This is a genomic window from Neobacillus sp. MER 74 (assembly GCF_023714155.1).
The window spans coordinates 13420-35574 of the sequence record NZ_JAMAUV010000001.1 but is presented as its reverse complement, the minus strand read 5'-3'; the positions used below and the strand labels follow the sequence as shown (position 1 = coordinate 35574).

Here is a 22155-nt window from a genome sequence, read left to right as displayed (position 1 = left end):
GAGGTAGAAAGAAATGGGAAATATGACTTTCGACGTATAATCACAGGCAGTATACTATAAAGATACTATTATAGAGTAATTAATTTTCGTTTGATTCTTACTTATCAATGAAATAGGTAGGATATATAATGAATGAATAAACAGCGAGGTGGAAAATATTGAAGGCAGATGCTGTTTTTGAAGGTGGTGGGGCTAGGGGAATTGCTTTTATTGGAGCGATTCATGCGATGGAAGAGGAAAAAGTTGAATGGCAGAGATTGGCTGGAACATCAGCTGGAGCTATCATCGCTGCACTTTTGGCCAGCGATTATAAAAGCTATGAAATTAGAGATCAATTAAGTAAACTAGATTTTTCAAAGCTTCGAGGCAGGACGTACTTGAATCGAATTCCTATTTTTGGCTCCTTATTAGAACTAATGTTTCATCTTGGTATTTATAAAAATGATTATTTGGAAACATGGCTGGATTCGCTTCTTACAAATAAAGGGATTAAGACGTTTGCGGATCTTCCAAAAGATAAATTAAAAATCATTGCTTCTGATGTTTCGAATGGGCAAATGCTTATTTTACCAGATGATCTGGACCGCTATGGGATGACTCCTGCTGATTTAAAAATTTCATCCGCCGTTATGATGAGTGCATCGTTGCCATTTTTTTACCGTCCTGTTATCTGGAAATCAAAAGACAGCAAAAAATCTTATATTTTAGATGGCGGTTTACTTAGTAACTTCCCAATATGGTTATTTGATACGGCCAATCCTCGGTTTCCAACGTTCGGCTTTCGTTTTGTTAAAGATAAAGTGAACATAGATGCTGTTATTCCAACCCCCCTCCACCTTTTTAAAAACATAATTAAAACAATGATTCAGGCCCATGACTTACGATATTTGAACAAGGATGCAATTGAACGGACCATTCAAATTCCAACAGGTGACATCAATGCTACTGATTTTGACTTGGATAGGGATGAAGTCGATTTTCTCTATAGGTCGGGCTATTTTTCTACAAAAGAATTTTTATCGAAATGGGATTTTGAACAATATAAAATTAATCGATTTAATAGATTAAAGAATAAATAGCTGAAAAGGCCATGTAAATGAAAAGTTTTGCGATATAAATATAAAAGGGAAGAACTAATAGGAAAAATTATATTTTAATTAAAATCATGGATGGGCAAATTATTACTTTATACGATTAAATACTTGTACGCTTAGCACAGAATGAAGTTAACCAGTTAATTGTTGATTTATAGAAAGTAATGTCCTTGTATCATAGATACATATAAGAGTATTTTGTACGAACTAAAGAAGCAGACCCCACTGGATCTGCTTCGTTTTATGATGGATTTGTTGACCATAATCCAGCTGTTTTAACGAATACTCTTGGATTAAATTTTAAACTAGCCACGACTAATTCTGCAAGGTCTTCTGGGTGCATCACGTTTTCTTCATTGCCTTTAACAAGATTTGTATCAATGGCTAAATCTGTAACGACCGTACTTGGTGTTAAAGCAGTAACACGGACATTATGTTTTCTTACTTCTAGCATAAGTGATTCTGTTAGCCCTAAAACAGCGAATTTAGAAGCACTGTAAGCACTTGTAACTGGAGCACCTTTTTGGCCAGCAGATGAAGAGATATTGATGATATCTCCTGATTTTCTTTCAATCATTCCTGGTAATACTGCTCTTGTTACATTATACACACCCATTAAATTGACTTGGATGATTTTTTCCCATTCTTCTGGTGTTAGATCAAGGAACCCACCAAATTTAGCAACACCAGCATTGTTGATTAGGATATCAATTGGGCCTAAGTCTGATTTGATATGTTCAACAGCATGGGTAACGGATTCAAGATCGGTCACATCTGCAGTTGCTGCAGAAACCTTTACATCAAATTGTGCTAGTTCAGCAGCTACCTTTTCTAGATTAGCCATATTTAAGCCGATTAGGCCTAAATGAACGCCTTCTTTTGCTAAGGCGATAGCAGTAGCACGTCCAATGCCTCTACCTGCGCCAGTAACTATTGCAGTTTTTCCATTTAAAGAAATCATTTTATCACTCCTAAAATTATTACAAATTGAAGTAGTTCATTCTAACAGAAAGACCGCAATTTTGCATGGAAACAGCTTTAGGTCTTTCCCTCGAGGAATAATATATTTATTCTAAGTTGGCGTGTCTACCGTACATTTTATTGGTATCCAAACCTTTTTTCTCCATGAACCGAAGAATCACAGCGTCGTAAAATAGTAAAAGTGTTTGCTCAAATAATGAGCCCATTGGTTGAATCGTCTTAAAATCACTCTCCGACTGATCTTTAGGTGAGCCAGGCAACTTAATTGTGATATCCGCTAATTGTCCAATAGTGGACTCAGGGAAAATGGTTACAGCTGCAATCGTCCCACCGATGCTTTTTGCTTTCTCAGCCATGGAAACTAAACCTTTTGTTTCTCCTGAACCTGATCCAATGATTAAGATGTCATCTTTTTCAAAGTTAGGGGTTACTGTTTCGCCAATCACATAGGCATCTATCCCCATGTGCATCATTCGCATGGCGAATGATTTGGCCATAAATCCAGATCTACCTGCGCCTGCAACAAAGATTTTTTTTGATTCAAGAATCCCATTTACTAATTTTTCAGCTTCATCATCCGAAATTAAATCTACGGAGCGATTTAACTCTTTTATGATTTCAGCTAGGTATTGAGTTGTATGCATGATCTGAATTACCCTTGATTAATCATTTGTTGCATTTTGGCAGCAGCAGCTTTTTTATCAGCTTGTCCAGTTATCCCGCCACCTACAATGACAAGGTCTGGTTGTACTTTGATGACTTCTGGAAGTGTGTCTAATTTAATACCACCTGCGATTGCAGTTTTAGCATTTTTTACAACACTTTTAATAGTTTGTAAATCTTCAAATGAGTTCTTTCCAACAGCTTGTAGATCGTAGCCAGTGTGCACACAAATATAATCAACACCCATAGCGTCCACTTCTTTTGCACGTCCAGCAAGATCTTTTACAGCAATCATATCAACAAGGATTTTTTTACCTTGTTTTTTCGCTTCTTCAGCGGCACCTTTAATAGACATATCTTCAGCAGTACCAAGAATTGTGACGATATCTGCACCTGCTTCAGAAGCTTTCATTACTTCATAACCAGCTGCATCCATGATTTTTAGGTCTGCTAAAACTTTTAAATTAGGGAATGCTTCTTTTATTGCCTTTACTGCATGGAGACCTTCATTGATAACAACAGGTGTTCCGATTTCTACGATATCAATATGTTCCTCCACTTCTTTTACCAACTGAATTGCTTCTGGGATATTGACTAAATCTAATGCTAATTGTAATTCCATCTATATTCTCTCCTATAATTTTTTTATTGTTGTACAGTGATAATGTTCCCAAAGGGTAATAATACTTTTACTGTAATATTATCCTTATAGGCATTATCTGTACCTGCCAGCAATAAGGGATATCATGCTCTCCCGCTTGACAACTGCAAGTATACAACGTATATAACAACAATAAAAGTACGCACTTTTTTTTTACATAGTGTTAAAAAGTATACTATGAAACAAACCGCTTATATAGTCTTACTATTTAACTTTAAAACAAAGTGTTGGCGGAACGAATTGAAGATTTAAAAGATCTACAAGAAGATTCACCTTATTTCTTTACTCTTAGGGATATAAAAAAAGAAAACGATCGATTTATTCTCGACTATTTGATGGAGGAAGAATACAAACCACTTATTAAAGCAAAAGAGTACTTAATAGGAATATATCATCATTTACCTTTAATCTAACTTAGTATTCTACTGGGTATTTTGGTATAAACGGAAAGATCCACCAAATTGGCATGTTTAATACTAAAACTCTTACGATATGGTTTACCTTTATCTAAAAATGCTTGAACTTGGCTTTCTCCTTTTGATATATCCAGACCAATCACTGGATTCATATTGATTTCTCCTCCTCCTAGAAATACATATTAGTCGGTATCCCCTATAGCTGCTTGTAATGTCATAGGTTCGCTTGTTAAACGGGATCATGGTCCCAACCAGCCTGAAACATGTTTATACAAGTAGGGGGTGAACAGTTTAGCTGACGGAATCGAGTTCCACGGGTGCGACGTTCTACCCCGACTACCGTAATAATAAGACCATAAACAAAAAGGTCAACCAGAAAATTCTGGCTAACCTTATATTACGAACGGGTGTATTACCGGTTGATTAACTTTTTACATGGTTGTGACGAACGTAGAAAGTTTACGTTCGTCACGATATTCTAGAAAAATCATATCATACGGCGTCATTTCTAACTAAGTTAGAGTACGTTAAATGTATAAGGAAGATGTTATCTTTTAGAAAGGGACGATGATGAAATGGTTACAGAAATCCAACTAAATGATACTAAAATTAAAATCACACAATATGATGAAAAAAAGATAGAAGGTAAAACTCAGATATCGTTAACTTTTTATGTTACAAGTGACGACTACCATGACATAGCAACGTTATTATACAAAGGAAGATTTGATGTAATCGTACTCGAGAGACATCTTGAGTTCCGCGGAACGATTCAAGAATATTCAACATCAATTACGAATCTATACGAAAAAGGGCAAATTGGTGAATATAAACTGACATTGAAAGAAGCGGAATAATAGAAAAGGGGATTTTCATCTTATGAAATTAAGCATTTTAGATCAGTCTCCCATCTCAACTAATCAAACGGCAAATGAAGCATTACAGGAATCAATGAATCTCGCACGCATTGCCATACTATAAGCCGTATAAAGTAGCAGAAACCTATCACATGTTATCCACTCTATTTCCTAATCGAATTGATGTAGGGATTGGAAGGGCACCGGGTGGTCCTGCTGAAGTATCAAATGCATTATCGGATAACTATTTGCAACATGTCTATAAAATGCCTGATTTAGTAAATGAATTAATTAAATACATAGATAATGAAGGGACCGTATTAGAGGCTTCTCCGTTACCGCAAATTAGTCCTGATCTATGGATGTTAAGGCTAAATACTCCCTAGTGACCGATAGTGAACCAGTAACCTAATCATACCTAAATCATCATTTTTTTATTATTTCTAATTATTTGAGGAATTTCTAAGTAAGCGTTATTTCGTCTTGTTGATTTCATAGGTTTTAGTTAAAACACTTTCGTAAATTATATTAGCAAGTTTTATGCAAATATTTATCTAGCATTTAAACCATTTTCACTAGATTAATAACTAAAATTTGTCGCAAAATAAAGTAATTAATGTCGCATTTTAAGACAAAAGTTGAATATTGCGAATTTGGAAAAAGTACGATTTACTACTTTTTAAAGTTTTATTTCATAAACATGCACGAAATTAATTTTATAAAAACAACATAATAATGATGTTCCTTTATGCATTTCGTTGTCTCAATTATCTACAAAAATGGAAAGAACCTTCGAAATCTTTATCTGTGACAGTGTCGGTATCTATGGGTATTTCAATAGTAAAGATCTTCAATTTTAAATTGGCACGTTAATTGCAAGTAATATACATGAGGTTAATGAAACAGGAAGGAGGTTTTTAAGTTGGATAGGAAAATTTTAATTATTACTGGGGACATGGCAGAGTCTCAAGAAGTTATGTACCCCTTACATCGGTTACAAGAGGAAGGCTATACGGTTCATATTGCTGCACCAACAAAAAAGGTCATTCAAACTGTTATTCATGATTTTGAACCAGGAATTGATACTTTTACAGAAAAACTTGGATACCGTGTAGAAGCGAATCTCGCTTTTAGCGAAGTTAATCCGAGTGAATATGAAGGCGCTGTCATTCCTGGTGGAAGAGCTCCTGAATATATTCGAAATGATAAATCTTTTAATGAAATTGTGAAACATTTTGTAGAGTCTAATAAACCATTAGCCTTCGAATGTCATGCAGCAATTGCTCTTATTCCGTTAGGCTATCTAAAAGGAAAACGATGTGCAGCATTTTGGTCTTTAGAGCCAGACTTAAAGGCTGCGGGAGCAACGTTTGTTGATGAAAAAGTGGTTGTAGATGGAAACTTTGTTACATCACGCGCATGGATTGATCATCCCAAATTTATAAAGGAATTTATAAAACTACTAAAATAACTGTAGTGAATTTTCTTAGAATTTAATTTTTGAAAAATTAAAACCGGGAGGAATTGAAATGTTTAAAACTGCTAACGGAGAAGAAATTTTTGTTATTGATGCACATATAGGCCTATGGGATGGAAGTCCAGAAAACCAATTAAATCGACATGGTGAAGAATTTATTAGTTGTTTTTATGACTACCATAAAGATCATACTCCTAAAGATCTTTTATGGCCTTATGAAAAGTTTAGAAAAATGAATCCTGTTGATTTAGTTAATGATGTTATAGTAAAAGGCTACGCAGACATGGCTATTTTTCAACCCGTTTGGCTTAATGAATTTTATAAAAATGGATTCGGAGATTTTGAAGCCAATGACCGCTTAGCTAAACAGTATAAAAATCGTTTTATCTGTAACGGTACGCTTGATCCTCGACACGGTGAACTTGGCCTAGAAAAATTAGAAGAAAATATAGAAAAGTATGGTTGGCAAGGTATTAAACTTTATACCGCTGACTGGTATGGGCAATCAAAAGGTTATAAATTATCAGAACCTCGGACTAAGAGATATCTTGAGAAATGTATCGAACTAGGAATTAAAAATATTCATGTTCATAAAGGACCAACAGTCACTCCTTTAAATAGAGATGCTTTTGATGTTGCTGACGTAGACGATGCAGCTAGTTGTTATCCTGAATTAAATTTTATAGTAGAGCATTGCGGCCTTCCTAGATTAGAAGATTTTTGTTGGATCGCTACTCAGGAAAAAAATGTGTATGCCGGATTGGCTGTGGTTATGCCGTTCATTCACGATAGACCTCGATATTTTGCAGAAATCATAAGCGAGTTACTTTACTGGGTAGGTGAAGACAGAATTCTATTTGGTAGTGATTATGCGATTTGGGAACCAGGTTGGCTAATTGAGAAATTTATGGCCTTTGAATTACCTGATGATATTGCTCAAGAGACAGGAGCTAAGTTGGATCTAAATGTAAAGAAGAAAATTTTAGGCCAAAACGCGGCTGCCCTCTATAACATTGATATTGAAACACAGAAAGCACTATTACGTAAGGAAAAATTAGCTGTTCTATAATAGAAATCAGTTTAGGAAAGGAGAATTCCAATTGCGACATCACGAAATAGTTATGGAGAAACTTAATTTAGTATACGACCCTGAGCTTGACAAGTCTGTTGTAGAAATGAATTTCATAGATGAAGTAAATATTGAAGGTGATAATGTCAGTGTTTCAATGCGTCTTCCCACTTATTGGTGTTCTCCAAATTTCGCTTTTATAATGGCCGAAGACATCAGGGATCGAGTAATGGAAATTCCCTGGGTAAAAAACTTCAATTTTAATCTTAAAGATCATTCTGCTTCAGAGGCAATAAATAAAGGAGTGGCTGAAGGAAAATCATTCAGTGAAGTTTTTAGTGATATGGCATCTGGAGATTTAAATGAAGTGCGGAAAAAGTTCCAAATCAAATCGTATATTGCAAGACAAGAGAAGCTACTTCGTGACTTGATTAACTTTGGAATGGATAAGGAATTATTAAGCCTTACTATAAATGAACTAGAATCCAATTTTGCTATTCAAGATAGAGCAGTTTTAAATCGTTATTTAACCCTTAATAGAGATTTAGGATTAAGTAGTCATCCTAATGATTTAGCTTTTAAAAAGCATACAGGAGAAAGAATCGAACCGTTAGAACTTAAAGACTATCTATTAGAAGCTAGAAGAACACGTATGTCAATGGAGTTTAATGGTATCTATTGTCGTGGCCTACTGGATACACGTTATCAAACAAAATAATCAGAAAAAGGAGATGGAAATGAATGAAAGCAGCACGATTATATGAATATAACAAACCATTAGTTATTGAAGAGGTCCCTAATCCAGTGATAACCGACCCGACGGATGTCATTATTAAAGTTGCTGGCGCTGGGGTTTGTCATACCGATTTACATTTAATAGAAGGCGTATGGGCAGAAACCTTAGAAACTGAATTGCCTCATATTATTGGACATGAAAATGCTGGATGGGTTCATGAAGTGGGTTCCGCTGTTACTGATTTTAAAGTTGGAGATCCAGTAATTCTTCATCCTGTATCTAGTTGTGGAAAATGTTTGAGTTGTAGAGCTGGAGAAGATATGCATTGTGAAAAATTAAAATTTTCCGGACTTACCGTTGATGGAGGATATGCAGAATACCTAAAAACTTCTGAACGTGCACTAATTAAATTACCTGATATTGTGGATCCTGCGGATGTAGCTCCATTTGCAGATGCAGGCATTACAGCTTATCGTGCGGTTCGTAAAGCAGCACCATTAGCTATGCCTGGAACTAAAGTTGTGATGATCGGGATGGGCGGACTTGGACATATTGGTGTACAAATCATGCGCGAACTTGGAAACGCTGACATTATCACTGTTGATAGAGATGAAGCTCGTTTAAATGCGACGTTGGAATTAGGAGCATCCAACGCAGTAAAAGCAGACCATAACATGATTCCAAACATAAAAACATTAACAGACGACAAAGGACCCGATATCATTATAGACTTTGTGGGATCGGACCAAACCCATGCTGATAGTATGAAGATGCTTCGAAAGGGTGGGCATTATTTTGTGGTTGGTTATGGCGGAACTGTAAAGGTCCCATCTTTAAATATTATAAATAATGAATATAGCATTGTTGGTAGCTTAGTTGGTAACTATAACGAATTGTACGAACTTATGGTACTGTTTGGTCGAGGTAAAGTAAAACTTCACTCTACTAAGTTTCCTTTTGATCAAGTGAACGAAGTTCTACAATTACTCCATGAAGGTAAAATAAATGGACGAGCTATCTTAGTACCATAAAACTGAACATTTCATGAGGACAGACGTTTGAAATTACGTCTGTCCTTAATTCTAAAAAGGTAGTTATTCACCGAAAAGTCTGCAGTCAAGTTCTAAAAAATAAAGAATAGGAATTTTATCTGATGACAGCTGTAATCCTAGGATAGCCATAGGTCTAAACTGTCTACACAAAAGGAATAATATCACTTCTCTGAAATGACTTTGTGATTTTTTTATTTTATAAATTTATATAATTCACAACATTTTTCGTGTAAGTACTTTATGTAGTAAACGTAGTAACATTCCCTTGATTTTTAAGTTCATTAAGACTCGAGAGCTTTCGGTATATTGTACTTCGATGTATTCCTAGTCTTTTAGCAGCCTCTTTAACATTACCATTTACGTCATCAAGTACCTTTAATATTGTCTTTAGTTCCTGATCTTTTAAAAGTTGGATATTAGTTTTTGAATCATTTTGTGGGGTTAAGAGAGATTGCCCATATTTAGTATTGTTATGATTTGAAGTATTATTGTCATGCTGTTTATTGTCTTTATGATCAATAATTTCTTTTGGAAGATCAGAAATAGTTATTGGATTATTATCTCGTACTTTCACAACCATTTTATACACGAAATTTCGCAGTTCTCGAACATTCCCAGGCCATTCGTACTGTTCAAGGAATTGTAATGCTTCATTTTCGATCTTAAGTTGGGGGCGTCCCATCTGCCTACAAACGTTTTTTAACAAATGGTCAAGTAGCAGAGGAATATCTTCCGATCTACCACGCAATGGTGGGATCTGTAGCGAAAGAATGTTCAGTCGATAATAAAGATCAAGACGAAATGTTCCCTCTTTTGAAGCTTTTTTTAAATCACGGTTGGTAGCTGCAATAACTCTTACATTTAATTTTATAGGCTTCTTTCCACCAAGGCGAACAATTTCTCCTTCTTCAAGAACTCTTAGTAAAATGGTTTGCAAATTTAACGGCATTTCCCCTATTTCATCTAGAAATATAGTTCCGCCTTCGGCCTGTTGGAATTTCCCCGATCTTCCTCCCTTTTGTCCTCCTGTAAAGGTTCCCTCTTCATAACCAAATAATTCACTCTCTGCAAGGTCTTTTTGAATTGCCCCACAGTTAACTGCAATAAAGGGTTCTGAAGAACGAGAACTAGCAGCGTGAATAGATTGTGCGAATAATTCTTTTCCGGTTCCGCTTTCTCCTTCAATAAGTACCGGTAAATTTAGGTCTGCAATAGTACGAGCTTCTGAAATCACAGATTGAAAATCTTTAGATTCGCCAATAAGATTTAAGAAAGAATATTTTACATTATTTTCAGCAATCTTCACGGAAACCTTTGGTGAAATAGCCTGTACAACGGATCCGATTCGTTTATTCCTATAATAAAAAGGAACTAATTCGAACCACCAACCCTCATTTTTTTTCGACTGCCATTTTTGCTCCTTTATTAAATTTAGATTTTCTAGATCAGTTATACAGTTGCTATTGTCCTCGACCCATCCATTTGCATAAAAAAGATGGTTAGCCTTTATTACTTGACCTGCACGATCAAGTATTGCTGTTACTCTATTTGGGTTTCTAATACTTGATTCAATATAATGGTCCAATAACTTATACCGTTCAAATTCAAGTATATTAAGAAGTTTCCCTTCAATAGTCTGTGCTATTGAAATAGCAGTAGACAACGAGTGAGGATGTATCAGCCTCCATTCCCCTGTTAAATTAATTACTCCAATAATTTCATTTGTTGCAGGATCTCTAATAGGAGCGGCTGAACATGTCCAATTATGTACGGGTTCACAAAAATGCTCACTAGCAAAAACTTGCATAGGAGAACCTGTAGCAAGAGCAGTGCCAATACCATTAGTTCCAATATTATTTTCTAACCATGAAGTTCCAACTGTAAAATTCATTCTTTCCGCTGCCCTTTTAAGCAACGAATCTCCTTCTAAATCAATAATTTCTCCATTATTATTGCAAAAAACCACTAGATGACCTGAGTCGATAGCTACTTCTTTTAATTCTGAAAATATAGGTTTTATAATGGAATAAAGAGGCATAGACGATTTATATTCTAAAATCTTTTCCTCTGTTAAAGTAAATGGGGCTATTCCTCTTATCGGATTGATACCATGTTCTAAGGAACGAATCCATGATTGCTGGGTTAGAGGTCTCACTTTTACATCCAATTCTTTTCCGGAAACAAAATTTCCCCAAACTTTTGAAAGCCTCACTTTTTCATCGGTTGGAGATTCGTTAACATTTAATGAAATAAATTGACTTTTCATTCTATATCACCTCTTTTAAAAATTAGGGATAGTGTATACGCTTACGTTTTTTGTCATAAAGTGCGTTAAATAAGAAAAGAGGATGGTTTAGAAATATTCGTTTATTAGGACAATGTAAATTTTTAATGAAATCAGTCGACAATAATTATAAGCTAAAATTCAACAAAATTCAAAAAAATTTGAATTTATACAGCGACTTCAGCAGCATCCATCAAATTCAGCAGTGGGAGAAGAAATAAAAATAAGGATAGGAACATACCCGACAGTAAGAAATTTGCTCAGGATTGAGAATCAGCACAAAAGGCATTTATGGCAGTTGTTGCCGCGATAGCGTTAATGAAGGATCCTCTAAAACAACAACAGACCGGAGTAGCTTTGTTTGGACGAATGGGAAGATGTTAATCGGATGTTTTAGTGTACCTAAGAGCATGGAAAATTCCCGGCTACGCCAGGAATCGTGTCGCTCGCTATGCATTGCTCCTAATGACTAAAAGTGTGTTGGCGGCTTTTTAGGGGCATCGGACCCCTAAAAAGGCCGACTGCCTCCATGCTGACGCAAGGAGAAAGTACGCTCTTTTTCTTCGAAGTCTTTCTTCGAAATCCTATTGAATAAAAATCGCTTTTCTTAATTGAAAAGCTCTGCATCGAGACTCTCCTTTCAAACGATGCTGTTGGGAGTCTTGAAAAGGAAAATATACTTATAAAAATTATTGATAATGGGATAGGAATTAGTGAAGAATGCCTGGTTAGGTTACCTATCGCTTAAAAAATGAAAGACAACGTAAATTTGATTTTACCTAATAAAGTTAGACAAATATTTTTATGCAACTTTTAAGACTTGAGTTCGGTATTCTAATGGACTCAGGTCTTTTAATTTTGCCTTCATTCGTTTGTGATTGTAATAGTAAATATAATCGTCTAATTCTTTCATATATTGGCTTTGGAAAAAGACGGAGGACGAAGAAACAAAGGAGAAAAAGACTTTTGCTAAACCCTTTTATTATTATCAAGTTTGGGAGATAAATAGACAGTGTATTGGCTTAGAGAGTAAAAAAAGATTGAAACTTTTGATCATGACATCATTTATGATATTGAATCAGGAATTAGAACGATTAAATGACGAACAGGCCGTTGAAATTTTTAAGGCATTGTCCAACCAGACTAGAATAAAAATACTTCAAACGCTAAAAGACCCTGATAATAATTTTTCAACACAAGCCCATATTGTAAAAGTGAAGGATTTGAAGGTGGTGTTTGTGTAAGTGATATCCGCAGCAAAACCCGGATCTCACAGTCCACAACTTCCCAGTATTTATCGATTCTACTGCAGAGTGGGCTAGTCGAAATGAAACGAATTGGACAATGGACGTATTATCGGCGTAATAAGAAAACCATCAAACAGTTCGAAAAATACATCGGTATGAATATATAGCCCTTAAAAAAGGAGAAAGAAAGTCTATTAATTAACCCAGGTATTTATCCTCTATAAATCAAACATTAAGGAAGAAGATGAACGTATATCTAACCATATAAAAAAACTAAATGAAATTCCGTTTTCGGTACTAGATCTTTCACCGATTGTGGCCGGAAGCACACCAGCTGATTCATTTCGCAATACAATGGAGTTAGCACAGCTTGCTGAAAAACTTGGGTATAACGCTATTGGCTCGCTGAACATCATAATATGCCGTTTATCGCCAGCTCTGCCACTTTTGTATTGATAGGACATGTCGCTGCAAGTACATCAAAAATCCGGGTAGGTTCAGGCGGGATCATGCTGCCGAATCATGCGCCACTCGTGATTGCTGAACAGTTTGGGACCCTTGAATACTTATATCCTGGCCGAATTGACCTTGGTCTTGGCCGTGCGCCAGGTACAGATCAGCTTACTGCCCGTGCATTAAGACGTGATTTGAGAAGTACTGGAGATGACTTTCCAGAACAGTTAGCTGAACTCCGCGGTTACTTTGATCCTGACTTAGTACAAGGAAACAAATATGTTAAGGCTGTTCCAGTTGAAGGTTTGAATATTCCAATTTGGTTGTTAGGTTCAAGCGGATTTAGTGCCCAGCTGGCCGGAGGACTTGGTCTGCATTCGCATTTGCCGGCCATTTCTCACCACATAACACGCTGCCTGCTCTAAACTTATATCGACGTTCATTTAAACCTTCTAAAGTACTGGACAAGCCGTATGCAATGGTCGGGTTAAACGTGATTGCAGCAGAAACGGATAAAGAAGCACAGCTTCTTGAAACTACTCTCCAACAGCAGTTTTTGAATTTAATGCGTGGTAAGGATGTGCCCTTCCAACCACCAGTTGATAACATTCATGAAATGGCAAGCAACTATGAAATAGAGGCTCTTCAAAATTCATTAGGTTTATCTATTGTGGGCAGCCCTAAAACAGTGAAAGAAAAGCTTCAGAACTTTATAGAGGAAAGCGGGGCTGATGAAATTATGGCGATTGCCCAGGTGTATGATCACTAAGCCCGCCTTCGTTCTCATGAAATTTTGGCAGATATTACAAAAGGGGAATAATGGTAAATGGCTTGGAGGAAACTCCAAGCCATTTTTTGTGACTATTAAACCGATTGAGTTGTTTGATCCTGTGAAGCAGAAGTTTTTAAATCTGTTCGATCTAAGAAGAAGGAAGCTAAGGTTCCTCCAACCAATCCCCAAAAAGGTGCCCCGATATGAAAGAGAGAAATTCCAGAAATCGTAATCAAAAATGAAAATAAAGCACCTGTTTTAAAACGCCCTGAAAAGCTCGTCTTCAAAGAGTCAATCAGGACATTAATCATGGCCAGCCCCCCCAGCATTTTAATTAATGAGGAGGGAATCAAATGGGGAACGGCTGCTGCCATTGGTGCAAAAACAGCTAATAAACATGACAAAATTCCTAATACGATTGCAGCGGCATAACGATTTTCTTTCAATCCAGATTCCTTACTTGCTAATAAGGCAGTCATTGGACCGGCAATACAAGCAGAATGGCCGCCCATAAATCCATTAAGAATCGATCCAATCCCGCTCCAACTCGTCATAGAATTAATGGGCGGGAGATAATTCGCACTCTCCAGAACAGCAATTCCTTGAGCATTTTGTATTGCGATGACCGTAAGCACTAACGGAATAACCAGTTCTCCCATCACAGATAAATTAAAGGAAGGAAAGACCACGTGCGGTACCGCCAAAGAAAATGATACACCATGAACTTGAATTCCTGGTAATACTTTTAATAAAACAATAGATGTGAGAATAGCCCCAACAATGGGAGGGAATTTTTTTGACAGCTTGCCGAAAAAAGAAATAACAAGAAATACTAGAAAAGGAATTCCATTTAACAAGGGATTGTCGAGAACAGAACGAAACATATCTGTACCAAAGGGAAGAAGGACGCCGGAAACCATTCCCATCATGACTGGCATAGGTAGGACCTTCATTAATTTATGGATCATTCCAGATATTCCTAAAAGAAAAATGACGATGCCTGTAACGAGATAGGCACCAACTACCTGGCTAAATGTGTAATGAGATAAGGATGCTCCGACAAGAATTGCACCAGGAATTGAAAAAGCATATCCAATCGGCTGGCGGTAATAAAAGGAGAGACCAATCGATAGCAATCCCCCAATTCCATAAATAGCAAAGATCCAGGATGTAATCGCTGAATCAGATAGGTGGCCTTTCGAAGCAGCTTGTAAAACAATCAGTAATGGTCCAGTTGCGCCGAATAGCCAGGCCACAAAACCATTTGAAATATTTCCAATCGATAATAATCGGGGAAATTCAACAATATTCTTCTTCCACAAAGTACTCACTCCTAAAATAAGCTACAGTATAGTATAATATATTAAAACTGATAAAATGTATATAATAATATACGAAAATATGGAGGACCTAATGATGGGATTAGAAGATGAACAAACAAGAAAATTAATTCAACAAATGGGCGGGCTGCTTCGGAACATTAGAAGCGAACAAAAATTGAGCCTCGAGGAGCTTGCCGAAAAAACAGGTGTTAGCAAGCTCACGTTAGGAAAGATTGAAAGGGGAGAAACGAATCCTACATTAGGAGTTGTATGGAAAATTACAGAAGGGTTATCGATCCCTTTAACAAGAATTTTAGTAATGGACGACCATGTCGATCTTTCGAGATGTGGAGAGGGCTATATGATTTATGGGCCAGACCAAACATGGAGAGTAGAGACAGTTTTTCGGAATACAGATGGACCAACAATGGAAATATATCGAGCATTTCTTGGACTGCAAGCCATGTACTCGCCGGAGCCGCATCATAAAGGAGCAATGGAATTTGTGACGGTAATGAGGGGAAATATCAGCTTTAAAGTCGAGGAGAGGGTATACCAACTCAAACAGTTTGATTCCATTAAGTTTGAAGCTGCGAGCAAACATCTTTATAAGAATATCGGTGATGAAGAGGCCGTGTTACATGTAGTGGTGAGATATCCTTCTTAACACTTCAAAGATTAAATTTTCCATAAAAACCCAAGTAAGCAACCTCACTTGGGCATGTAATTTCAATCCTTTGGAAGAGATGGAACATTTTTAGGCCTATAAGTAATGACATCAGAAGAATAATCATTAACAATCAATTTGTCCTCTAATGTTTTCGCCTGAATGAGGATAGGCTGGTTGTAATTATTTTTAAAAATTAAATCTGGCCCATTCCAGCTCACTTGGGCATCCCGTCCAGGAGGAACGTATGAACCTTCCCTGCTGTGTGAGGAGCGTTGAATCACATTTATTCCCGACTCGCTTCGCAAAGCAAAAGAAAAAATGGAAAAACGAAAAACAAGAAGGAAAGGGAGTTTGGAGAAATGGAATCTATGTCAATTTTTGAAGTAGTACGAATTAAGCAGGAAATTAAGGAATCGCAGGAACAGTTTGTAAAATATTCTATCCGTTCACCTGAGGATCCTCAAAATTTAGCGGATTCTTACATAGCGTAAGACCGGGAAGTGCTCCTTGTGTTAATGCTTAAAAAATACGTAGTGGGGTTACATAGAGCTTATATTGGGAGTTTAAATGCGAGTATTGTTCATCCGGTGTGAAATGCGCTATTCTAAATAATGCGGCCTCTAGGATGGTCAGCCATCAACACCCAAGCAGAGACCCCTTAAACATAGTATCCTAAACTAGAGTACTCTAAGTTCAAAGTTTAGGTTTAATGTATATCCTAAAAAAGATCTTATTTTTGTGTTTCAGATTGGGATAGAACGTTGGAATCAATCAGTATAGGAAGTATCTTTAAAGAAGTACCATCTGGACCATATCATAAGTAAAAGAAAGTTTCTTTGTGTAATTAAAGCCGGCTGTGATCAGTCGGCTTTATATTTATATCCAATTGCAATTATCGAATCACCTATTTATCGGGAAACCTCATTGTTTTTTATACTCTCTGCAAACAGGTTTTTAAACAAAACCTTCTAGTACAATTTTACCAATCGTCCTATTGCTCTCCAAAAGTTTGAGGGCTAGACGGAGATTTTCTGCTGAGATCGGTCCAAGGACTTCGGCCAGTGTTGTCTTTAATTTTTGATGGTCCACAGCATCAGCAATACGATTAAGCAATAGATGCTGCTCAATCATATCATCTGTTTCGTAAACAGGGCGAGTAAACATAAACTCCCACACGAAGGTGACGCTTTTTTGCTTAAGCAATTTGAGGTCCAGCGGAGAGGCTGGATCATCAATTGCGCACACAACTCCTTGCGGAGAAATAGCTTCGGTAATACCGGCCCAGTGTTTTTCCAAAGCATTAAGGCAAAAAATGTACGGAACGTTTGTAAATCCAATTGCTTGAAGTTGTGGAAGGAGCGGGTCATGGTGATTAATGGTATAGTCCGCGCCCATTGATTTAACCCAGCTAACAGTTTCCGACCGGGAAGCAGTCCCGATTACAGTAAGCCCCGCTTGTTTTGCAAGCTGAGTGGCAATGGAACCTACACCCCCGGCTGCACCAATGATCAGCAGAGCCTTTCCTTTGTTAGGGCCCGGATCTTGGGAAATAGACATTCGGGTAAATAACGCTTCCCAAGCTGTAATGGAGGTTAGGGGAAGAGCTGCGGCTTCCACAAATCTTAAGGAAACAGGTTTGCGCCCAACGATTCGTTCATCGACCAGATGGTATTCACTGTTTCCTCCTTGTCGTGCAATACTGCCAGCATAAAAAATTTCATCTCCCGGACGAAACAATGAACAGTCCGGTCCTGTCTCTTCGACGACTCCTGCTACATCCCAACCTAGAATTTTAGGAACTTCCTCAACTCTTTCCTTAGGAGCTCGTACCTTTGTATCAACAGGATTGACCGATATGGCCGAACCAATAACTTGAAGGTCAAACCCCTGCTCAATAAAAATTTGTGCGGGGCCCTTTCCATTAAAATTCTCTTTTACAGCTCTTATCTTAAAGTCGGGTGTATAAGAAATAGAACGTTCGGACACATGGTCCACATTCGGATTACTCTCTAATAATTTTATCTGAATCTCGTTAAATATAATTTTACTCATTTTAAATTTCCTCCGGTTATTCCTCTAAATGATTATAAACGGGTTTTTGTCCAGCGAACACAATAACCCGAATAAGGGACTTTTTTTAAGTGTCCATTATTCGGGTTCGTAGGCTTTCGGCTATCCAAATGTAAGAAAAATACACCAAAAATTAACTCTGATTCAATATGAACCCAGCATCGTGTAAAAAATATACCTTTAAAAGACGACCTAGTAAAACTTTATAAATATCGTAACACGGACAAACTATTCATTATTAAGGGGGATGAAAATGGAGCATATTGTAATTACTGCTGTATTAAAACCAAAAGAAGGCCTGCAGGGGCAACTATTATCAGAACTCAAAAAGGTCCAAGCTGCATCAAGGGAAGAGGCGGGTTGTATAAAGTATGACTTGCACCAATCTGAAGACCAAACTTTTGTTTTATATGAAGTGTGGAAGGATGAGGAAGCGCTGGAACACCATATTCAGTCGGCTCATTATCAGGAATACAGGAACAATATTGCAGACCTTGTATCAACTAGAGAAGTGTATAAGCTAAAGATAATGGAATAAGTTTACAAAGATGGAGTGGCGGAACCGTCGGAAAAACCTGTTATATGCAGGTTTTTTAGTCGTCTTTTTTAAGATGGGAGTTTTTCGCCGTATCTCCTTCGAAACAAATCTTTTGATTTGGACGGACCAGATGGCTAATATATTAATATCGCGAATTACCGATTTGGCGTTATACTTTCAGATCATCTATCCAGCTTCCATTGGGATAGTGATAATCGATATAGAAAGAGGCAAATGACATTGAAGCAGGAATTGGAACGCTTAAATGATGAACAAGCCGTTGAAATTTTTAAGGCATTGTCGAACCAGACGAGGGTGAGCATTCTTCAAATGTTAAAAGATCCCGACAGTCATTTTTCACCGCAAGCCCATATTATTGCTGATGAAGGATTTGAAGGCGGGGTTTGCGTAGGGGATATCCGAAGCAAGGCCGGGATTTCGCAATCCACTACTTCACAGTATTTATCGATTCTGCTGCAAAGCAGACTGGTTGAAATGAAGCGAATCGGACAATGGACGTATTATCGCCGTAATGATGAGACGATTAAAAAGTTCGAAAAATACATTGGTACAAAAATATAAGGAGAATTGAAGTGAGTTTATTACAGCATCGAGCATTTAACAGGTTGTACCAACAGGATAAAATGACGCTTGGTTTCGCGATTCCGACGGCAAGGATGTCCAAATATCCGATTATGGAAAATCAGCTGTCGCTTGCCCGCAAAATTGAAGACCATGGTTTCGCGGCATTGTGGCTTCGGGACGTTACGATTCAGAATTTGAATATTGATGATAATGGTCAAATGTATGATGTATGGATTTATTTGACCTATCTTGCGGCCCATACCAAGGATATTGCACTTGGGACGGCGAGTGTGGTCCTCCCGCTGCGCCATCCTGTCCGAGTGGCAAAGGAAGCATCATCTATTGACCGGTTGTTTCCTGAACGCCTGATCATGGGAGTGGCTTCAGGAGACCGGGATAAAGATTTCACAGCTTTGGGAATATCCAAGCTGGAAAGTGGAGGGCTGTTTAAAAAGAATTATGCATTCCTTGAACGGCTGTTAAAGGAGGACAATCCGACAATCAACAGCGATTTAGGCATCATCGATGGAACGGATATGAGAATGATCCCCAAACCTTTTTCTTCGATTCCGACCATGGTGACAGGATTCAGCAATCAATCGATTGAATGGATCGCCCAGAATGGGGACGGCTGGATCCAGTACCCGAGGATTTTCCCACAACAAACTCAATTGATTAACGAATATCGCGAGTTGTCGGAAATTCACGCTCCAGGAGTGTTTAAACCTTTCACTCAGACTTTATTTATCGATTTATCGGAAAATATCGATTCGTTTCCTGTTCCGATTCCGTTAGGATTTCGTGTAGGGCGCAAACAGTTATTAGAAATTCTATATCAATTTCAATCCATTGGTGTCAATCACCTGGCATTTGTATTGTATTTTTCAAAGCGCCCTCCCGAGGAAGTCATCCAGGAGCTTGGAGAGTTTGTGTTGCCTTACTTTCCGACGCATAAAATTCCAGTATTAGATTAGTTTTTTAAAAAAATTAGATAGGGAAGAAGATGAACTTATGTCTAAACATGCAAATAAACTAAACGAAATTCCATTCTCGGTGCTTGATCTTTCACCGATAACAGCCGGAAGTACTCCTGCTGACTCTTTCCGCCATACATTGGAACTCGCACAGCTTGCTGAAAAACTTGGTTACAACCGTTTTTGGCTCGCAGAACATCATAATATGCCGTTTATCGCCAGTTCCGCCACTTCTGTGGTGATGTCCCATGTGGCAGCAGGTACATCAAAAATCAGGATTGGTTCAGGAGGAATCATGCTGCCGAATCACGCACCGCTCGTCATCGCTGAGCAGTTTGGCACTCTTGAATCATTATATCCTGGGCGAATTGACCTTGGTCTGGGGCGGGCACCCGGTACAGATCAGGGGACCGCTCGTGCATTGAGACGCGACTTGGGAAGTACCGGAGATGACTTTCCTGAGCAATTAGCGGAACTCCGCGGTTACTTTGATCCATCACTGGCACAAGGGAACCCTATAAAAGCGATTCCAGGTGAAGGTTTGAATATTCCAGTCTGGCTGCTGGGTTCAAGCGGCTTCAGTGCGCAGCTGGCCGGAGAACTGGGTTTGCCATTCGCGTTTGCCGCCCATTTCTCGCCACTTAACACTCTGGGTGCTCTACAGATCTATCGCAAGGCGTTTAAGCCTTCGAATGTTCTCGATAAGCCGTATGCGATGGTGGCATTGAATATCATTACAGCAGAAACGGATAAAGAGGCAAAGCGCCTTTTTACAACAATACAGCAGCAATTTTTGAATCTGATGAGTGGCAACCTTACACCGCTTCAACCACCGGTAGATGACATATCCGAAGTGGCCAGCAGCTACCAATTAAAGGCTCTCGAGCAGCAATTAGGCTCATCGATTGTTGGCAGTCAGCAGACGGTAAAGGACAAGCTGCATACATTTTTGGAGGAGAGCCAGGCAGATGAAATCATGGCCATTGCCCAAGTTTACGACCACAAAGCTCGCCTGCATTCATACGAGCTTCTGGCAGAAATTACAAAAAGCGAAAGGTAAAAAGGAGGACATCAGCAAGGAAACCTTTTTGATTTTTCTAGGGAATTGAATATGGATGAAACCGTGAAATCAGGTTATGAGGTTGTTTACAGGATTCCTTAATTAAAAAGATAAAAGTTGTTAGAATAGGAGACAATGATATGAACTGCAAAATTAACCGAAATGCTGCTAAAGTGCTGAAACAAATGTTGGAAAGTGAAGAGGCTGAAGGGAAAATGGTTCGTGTCTACGTTACATTGGACCATGGGGACCATGCCCATTATGAAGTAAAACTTGATACGCCCACGGACCATGATGAAATTTTGAAAACAAACAAAGGCATTGATGTTTTACTTGATAAAAGGGAACCGTTTTTAGATGGGGTTTAAATCAAGTATTTCTATGTGCCGCAAGCAGGATTTGACATCACGAATTCTTCCAAAGGGCATCACCATCATTAAACACGTGACAGAGCGATACTAAATGTTTTTATACCTTCATATATCTAGCAGTATCATATAATAAACACAGTAGATTACTGTATTTATTGTGTTAAATGAGAATAATACCAACGATGCTTTTACAATTATAAGGGGGCTCATCATAATGAGCAAAAAAATCGCTACACTAATAACAGACTTATTTGAAGATGTAGAATTCACAGAACCAGCACAAGCATTTAAAGATGCTGGTCATCAAGTGATCACAATCGACATACAGGCTGGAAAAGATATTACTGGTAAAAAAGGTGAAGTAGTAAAAATAGATAAAGGAATTGGGGAAGTTAATCCTCAAGACTTTGATGCTTTACTCATCCCTGGCGGCTTCTCTCCCGATTTATTACGTGAAGACGACCGTTTTGGTGAATTTGCAAAAGCATTTATACAAGATGGTAAACCTGTTTTTGCCATTTGCCATGGCCCACAAGTATTAATTGATACAGACCTATTAAAAGGCGTCGACATAACAGGTTTCAAATCAATAAGGAATGATCTCAAAAATGCAGGTGCTAACTACAAAGATGAAGAAGTTGTGGTAAGCAATAATATTGTAACAAGCCGTTTTCCGGATGACATTCCTGCCTTTAATCGTGAATCCTTAAAATTATTAGCTGAATAATAGCGTAAGTACTCAATAGTATCGTTTTAGAAATTAATATTTCACAATAAATTTCAATACAAAAAAGGTTTTAATA

22 protein-coding genes and 4 pseudogenes are annotated in these 22155 nt (G+C 37.8%); 17 read left to right on the top strand and 9 right to left on the bottom strand.

The window, feature by feature from the left end:
• Positions 1-158 precede the first annotated feature (158 nt).
• Complete coding sequence (locus tag M3610_RS00190; RefSeq protein WP_251455887.1) at positions 159-1079, top strand: patatin-like phospholipase family protein; 921 nt, start codon at positions 159-161, stop codon at positions 1077-1079.
• Positions 1080-1335: 256 nt separating this feature from the next.
• Here the strand turns inward: M3610_RS00190 and M3610_RS00185 are convergent, their stop codons facing one another.
• The 4 genes from M3610_RS00185 to M3610_RS00170 all read right to left on the bottom strand — a co-directional run bounded on the left by M3610_RS00185 (position 1336) and on the right by M3610_RS00170 (position 3967).
• Positions 1336-2055: a 3-ketoacyl-ACP reductase gene (locus M3610_RS00185; RefSeq protein ID WP_098575175.1), complete on the bottom strand. Its 720-nt coding sequence runs from the start codon at positions 2053-2055 to the stop codon at positions 1336-1338.
• Between the two features lie 106 nt (positions 2056-2161).
• Complete coding sequence (gene hxlB, locus M3610_RS00180; RefSeq protein WP_251455885.1) at positions 2162-2719, bottom strand: 6-phospho-3-hexuloisomerase; 558 nt, start codon at positions 2717-2719, stop codon at positions 2162-2164.
• Positions 2720-2727: 8 nt separating this feature from the next.
• Complete coding sequence (gene hxlA, locus M3610_RS00175) at positions 2728-3360, bottom strand: 3-hexulose-6-phosphate synthase (protein ID WP_098575177.1); 633 nt, start codon at positions 3358-3360, stop codon at positions 2728-2730.
• A 448-nt stretch (positions 3361-3808) separates the two neighbouring features.
• The gene (locus tag M3610_RS00170) at positions 3809-3967 is read right to left on the bottom strand and encodes a hypothetical protein (protein WP_251456766.1); all 159 of its coding nucleotides are present in this window, start codon (positions 3965-3967) and stop codon (positions 3809-3811) included.
• Positions 3968-4390: 423 nt separating this feature from the next.
• On the opposite strand from M3610_RS00170, the gene M3610_RS00165 reads away from it, so the two are divergent.
• From M3610_RS00165 to M3610_RS00140, 6 genes and pseudogenes are all read left to right on the top strand, one after another.
• Entirely contained in the window at positions 4391-4672 is a 282-nt protein-coding gene (locus M3610_RS00165) for a DUF3219 family protein (RefSeq protein WP_251455883.1), read from the top strand.
• A gap of 22 nt (positions 4673-4694) precedes the next feature.
• Positions 4695-5040, top strand: a pseudogene (locus M3610_RS00160) (LLM class oxidoreductase); the annotation flags it as partial.
• A gap of 554 nt (positions 5041-5594) precedes the next feature.
• Positions 5595-6143 carry a DJ-1/PfpI family protein gene (locus M3610_RS00155; protein WP_251455880.1) on the top strand — a complete coding sequence of 183 codons (549 nt, stop codon included), beginning with the start codon at positions 5595-5597 and terminating at the stop codon, positions 6141-6143.
• A gap of 58 nt (positions 6144-6201) precedes the next feature.
• Complete coding sequence (locus tag M3610_RS00150; RefSeq protein ID WP_251455878.1) at positions 6202-7218, top strand: amidohydrolase family protein; 1017 nt, start codon at positions 6202-6204, stop codon at positions 7216-7218.
• Positions 7219-7249: 31 nt separating this feature from the next.
• Positions 7250-7936, top strand: a complete 687-nt coding sequence (locus M3610_RS00145; RefSeq protein WP_251455876.1) for an iron-sulfur cluster assembly protein — start codon at positions 7250-7252, stop codon at positions 7934-7936.
• 23 nt (positions 7937-7959) lie between these two features.
• Positions 7960-8985 (top strand): NAD(P)-dependent alcohol dehydrogenase, encoded by a 1026-nt coding sequence (locus tag M3610_RS00140; protein WP_251455874.1) that lies wholly within the window; start codon positions 7960-7962, stop codon positions 8983-8985.
• A gap of 259 nt (positions 8986-9244) precedes the next feature.
• Here the strand turns inward: M3610_RS00140 and M3610_RS00135 are convergent, their stop codons facing one another.
• Together M3610_RS00135 and M3610_RS00130 are read right to left on the bottom strand one after the other, a co-directional pair.
• Complete coding sequence (locus M3610_RS00135; protein ID WP_251455872.1) at positions 9245-11272, bottom strand: sigma-54-dependent Fis family transcriptional regulator; 2028 nt, start codon at positions 11270-11272, stop codon at positions 9245-9247.
• An 820-nt stretch (positions 11273-12092) separates the two neighbouring features.
• Complete coding sequence (locus M3610_RS00130; protein WP_396953629.1) at positions 12093-12203, bottom strand: IS3 family transposase; 111 nt, start codon at positions 12201-12203, stop codon at positions 12093-12095.
• Positions 12204-12357: 154 nt separating this feature from the next.
• On the opposite strand from M3610_RS00130, the pseudogene M3610_RS28470 reads away from it, so the two are divergent.
• Together M3610_RS28470 and M3610_RS00120 are read left to right on the top strand one after the other, a co-directional pair.
• Positions 12358-12704 (top strand): annotated as a pseudogene (locus tag M3610_RS28470) (ArsR/SmtB family transcription factor).
• A gap of 187 nt (positions 12705-12891) precedes the next feature.
• Positions 12892-13759, top strand: a pseudogene (locus M3610_RS00120) (LLM class flavin-dependent oxidoreductase).
• 95 nt (positions 13760-13854) lie between these two features.
• Here M3610_RS00120 and M3610_RS00115 read toward each other — a convergent pair.
• On the bottom strand, positions 13855-15084 hold the full coding sequence (locus M3610_RS00115; protein ID WP_251455856.1) for a benzoate/H(+) symporter BenE family transporter: 1230 nt from the start codon (positions 15082-15084) through the stop codon (positions 13855-13857).
• A 91-nt stretch (positions 15085-15175) separates the two neighbouring features.
• Here M3610_RS00115 and M3610_RS00110 point away from each other — a divergent pair, with 91 nt between their 5' ends.
• Entirely contained in the window at positions 15176-15751 is a 576-nt protein-coding gene (locus M3610_RS00110; RefSeq protein WP_251455848.1) for a helix-turn-helix domain-containing protein, read from the top strand.
• Positions 15752-15813: 62 nt separating this feature from the next.
• Here the strand turns inward: M3610_RS00110 and M3610_RS00105 are convergent, their stop codons facing one another.
• On the bottom strand, positions 15814-16059 hold the full coding sequence (locus M3610_RS00105; RefSeq protein ID WP_285850867.1) for a VanW family protein: 246 nt from the start codon (positions 16057-16059) through the stop codon (positions 15814-15816).
• A 54-nt stretch (positions 16060-16113) separates the two neighbouring features.
• Here M3610_RS00105 and M3610_RS27930 point away from each other — a divergent pair, with 54 nt between their 5' ends.
• Positions 16114-16245, top strand: a complete 132-nt coding sequence (locus M3610_RS27930; protein WP_285850866.1) for a hypothetical protein — start codon at positions 16114-16116, stop codon at positions 16243-16245.
• A 463-nt stretch (positions 16246-16708) separates the two neighbouring features.
• Here M3610_RS27930 and M3610_RS00100 read toward each other — a convergent pair whose 3' ends face one another.
• Positions 16709-17806 carry a zinc-binding alcohol dehydrogenase family protein gene (locus tag M3610_RS00100; RefSeq protein WP_251455844.1) on the bottom strand — a complete coding sequence of 366 codons (1098 nt, stop codon included), beginning with the start codon at positions 17804-17806 and terminating at the stop codon, positions 16709-16711.
• A gap of 271 nt (positions 17807-18077) precedes the next feature.
• On the opposite strand from M3610_RS00100, the gene M3610_RS00095 reads away from it, so the two are divergent.
• The 6 genes and pseudogenes from M3610_RS00095 (at position 18078) to M3610_RS00070 (ending at position 22079) form a co-directional block, all read left to right on the top strand.
• The gene (locus tag M3610_RS00095; protein WP_098575183.1) at positions 18078-18362 is read left to right on the top strand and encodes a putative quinol monooxygenase; all 285 of its coding nucleotides are present in this window, start codon (positions 18078-18080) and stop codon (positions 18360-18362) included.
• Positions 18363-18602: 240 nt separating this feature from the next.
• Positions 18603-18944: an ArsR/SmtB family transcription factor gene (locus tag M3610_RS00090; protein ID WP_396953628.1), complete on the top strand. Its 342-nt coding sequence runs from the start codon at positions 18603-18605 to the stop codon at positions 18942-18944.
• 11 nt (positions 18945-18955) lie between these two features.
• The gene (locus M3610_RS00085; protein WP_251455840.1) at positions 18956-19921 is read left to right on the top strand and encodes a TIGR03571 family LLM class oxidoreductase; all 966 of its coding nucleotides are present in this window, start codon (positions 18956-18958) and stop codon (positions 19919-19921) included.
• 37 nt (positions 19922-19958) lie between these two features.
• Positions 19959-20981: an LLM class flavin-dependent oxidoreductase gene (locus M3610_RS00080; protein ID WP_251455838.1), complete on the top strand. Its 1023-nt coding sequence runs from the start codon at positions 19959-19961 to the stop codon at positions 20979-20981.
• Between the two features lie 140 nt (positions 20982-21121).
• Positions 21122-21421 (top strand): annotated as a pseudogene (locus M3610_RS00075) (iron-sulfur cluster assembly accessory protein).
• Between the two features lie 145 nt (positions 21422-21566).
• Positions 21567-22079 (top strand): type 1 glutamine amidotransferase domain-containing protein, encoded by a 513-nt coding sequence (locus M3610_RS00070; protein ID WP_251455836.1) that lies wholly within the window; start codon positions 21567-21569, stop codon positions 22077-22079.
• The last annotated feature ends 76 nt before the right edge of the window (positions 22080-22155 follow it).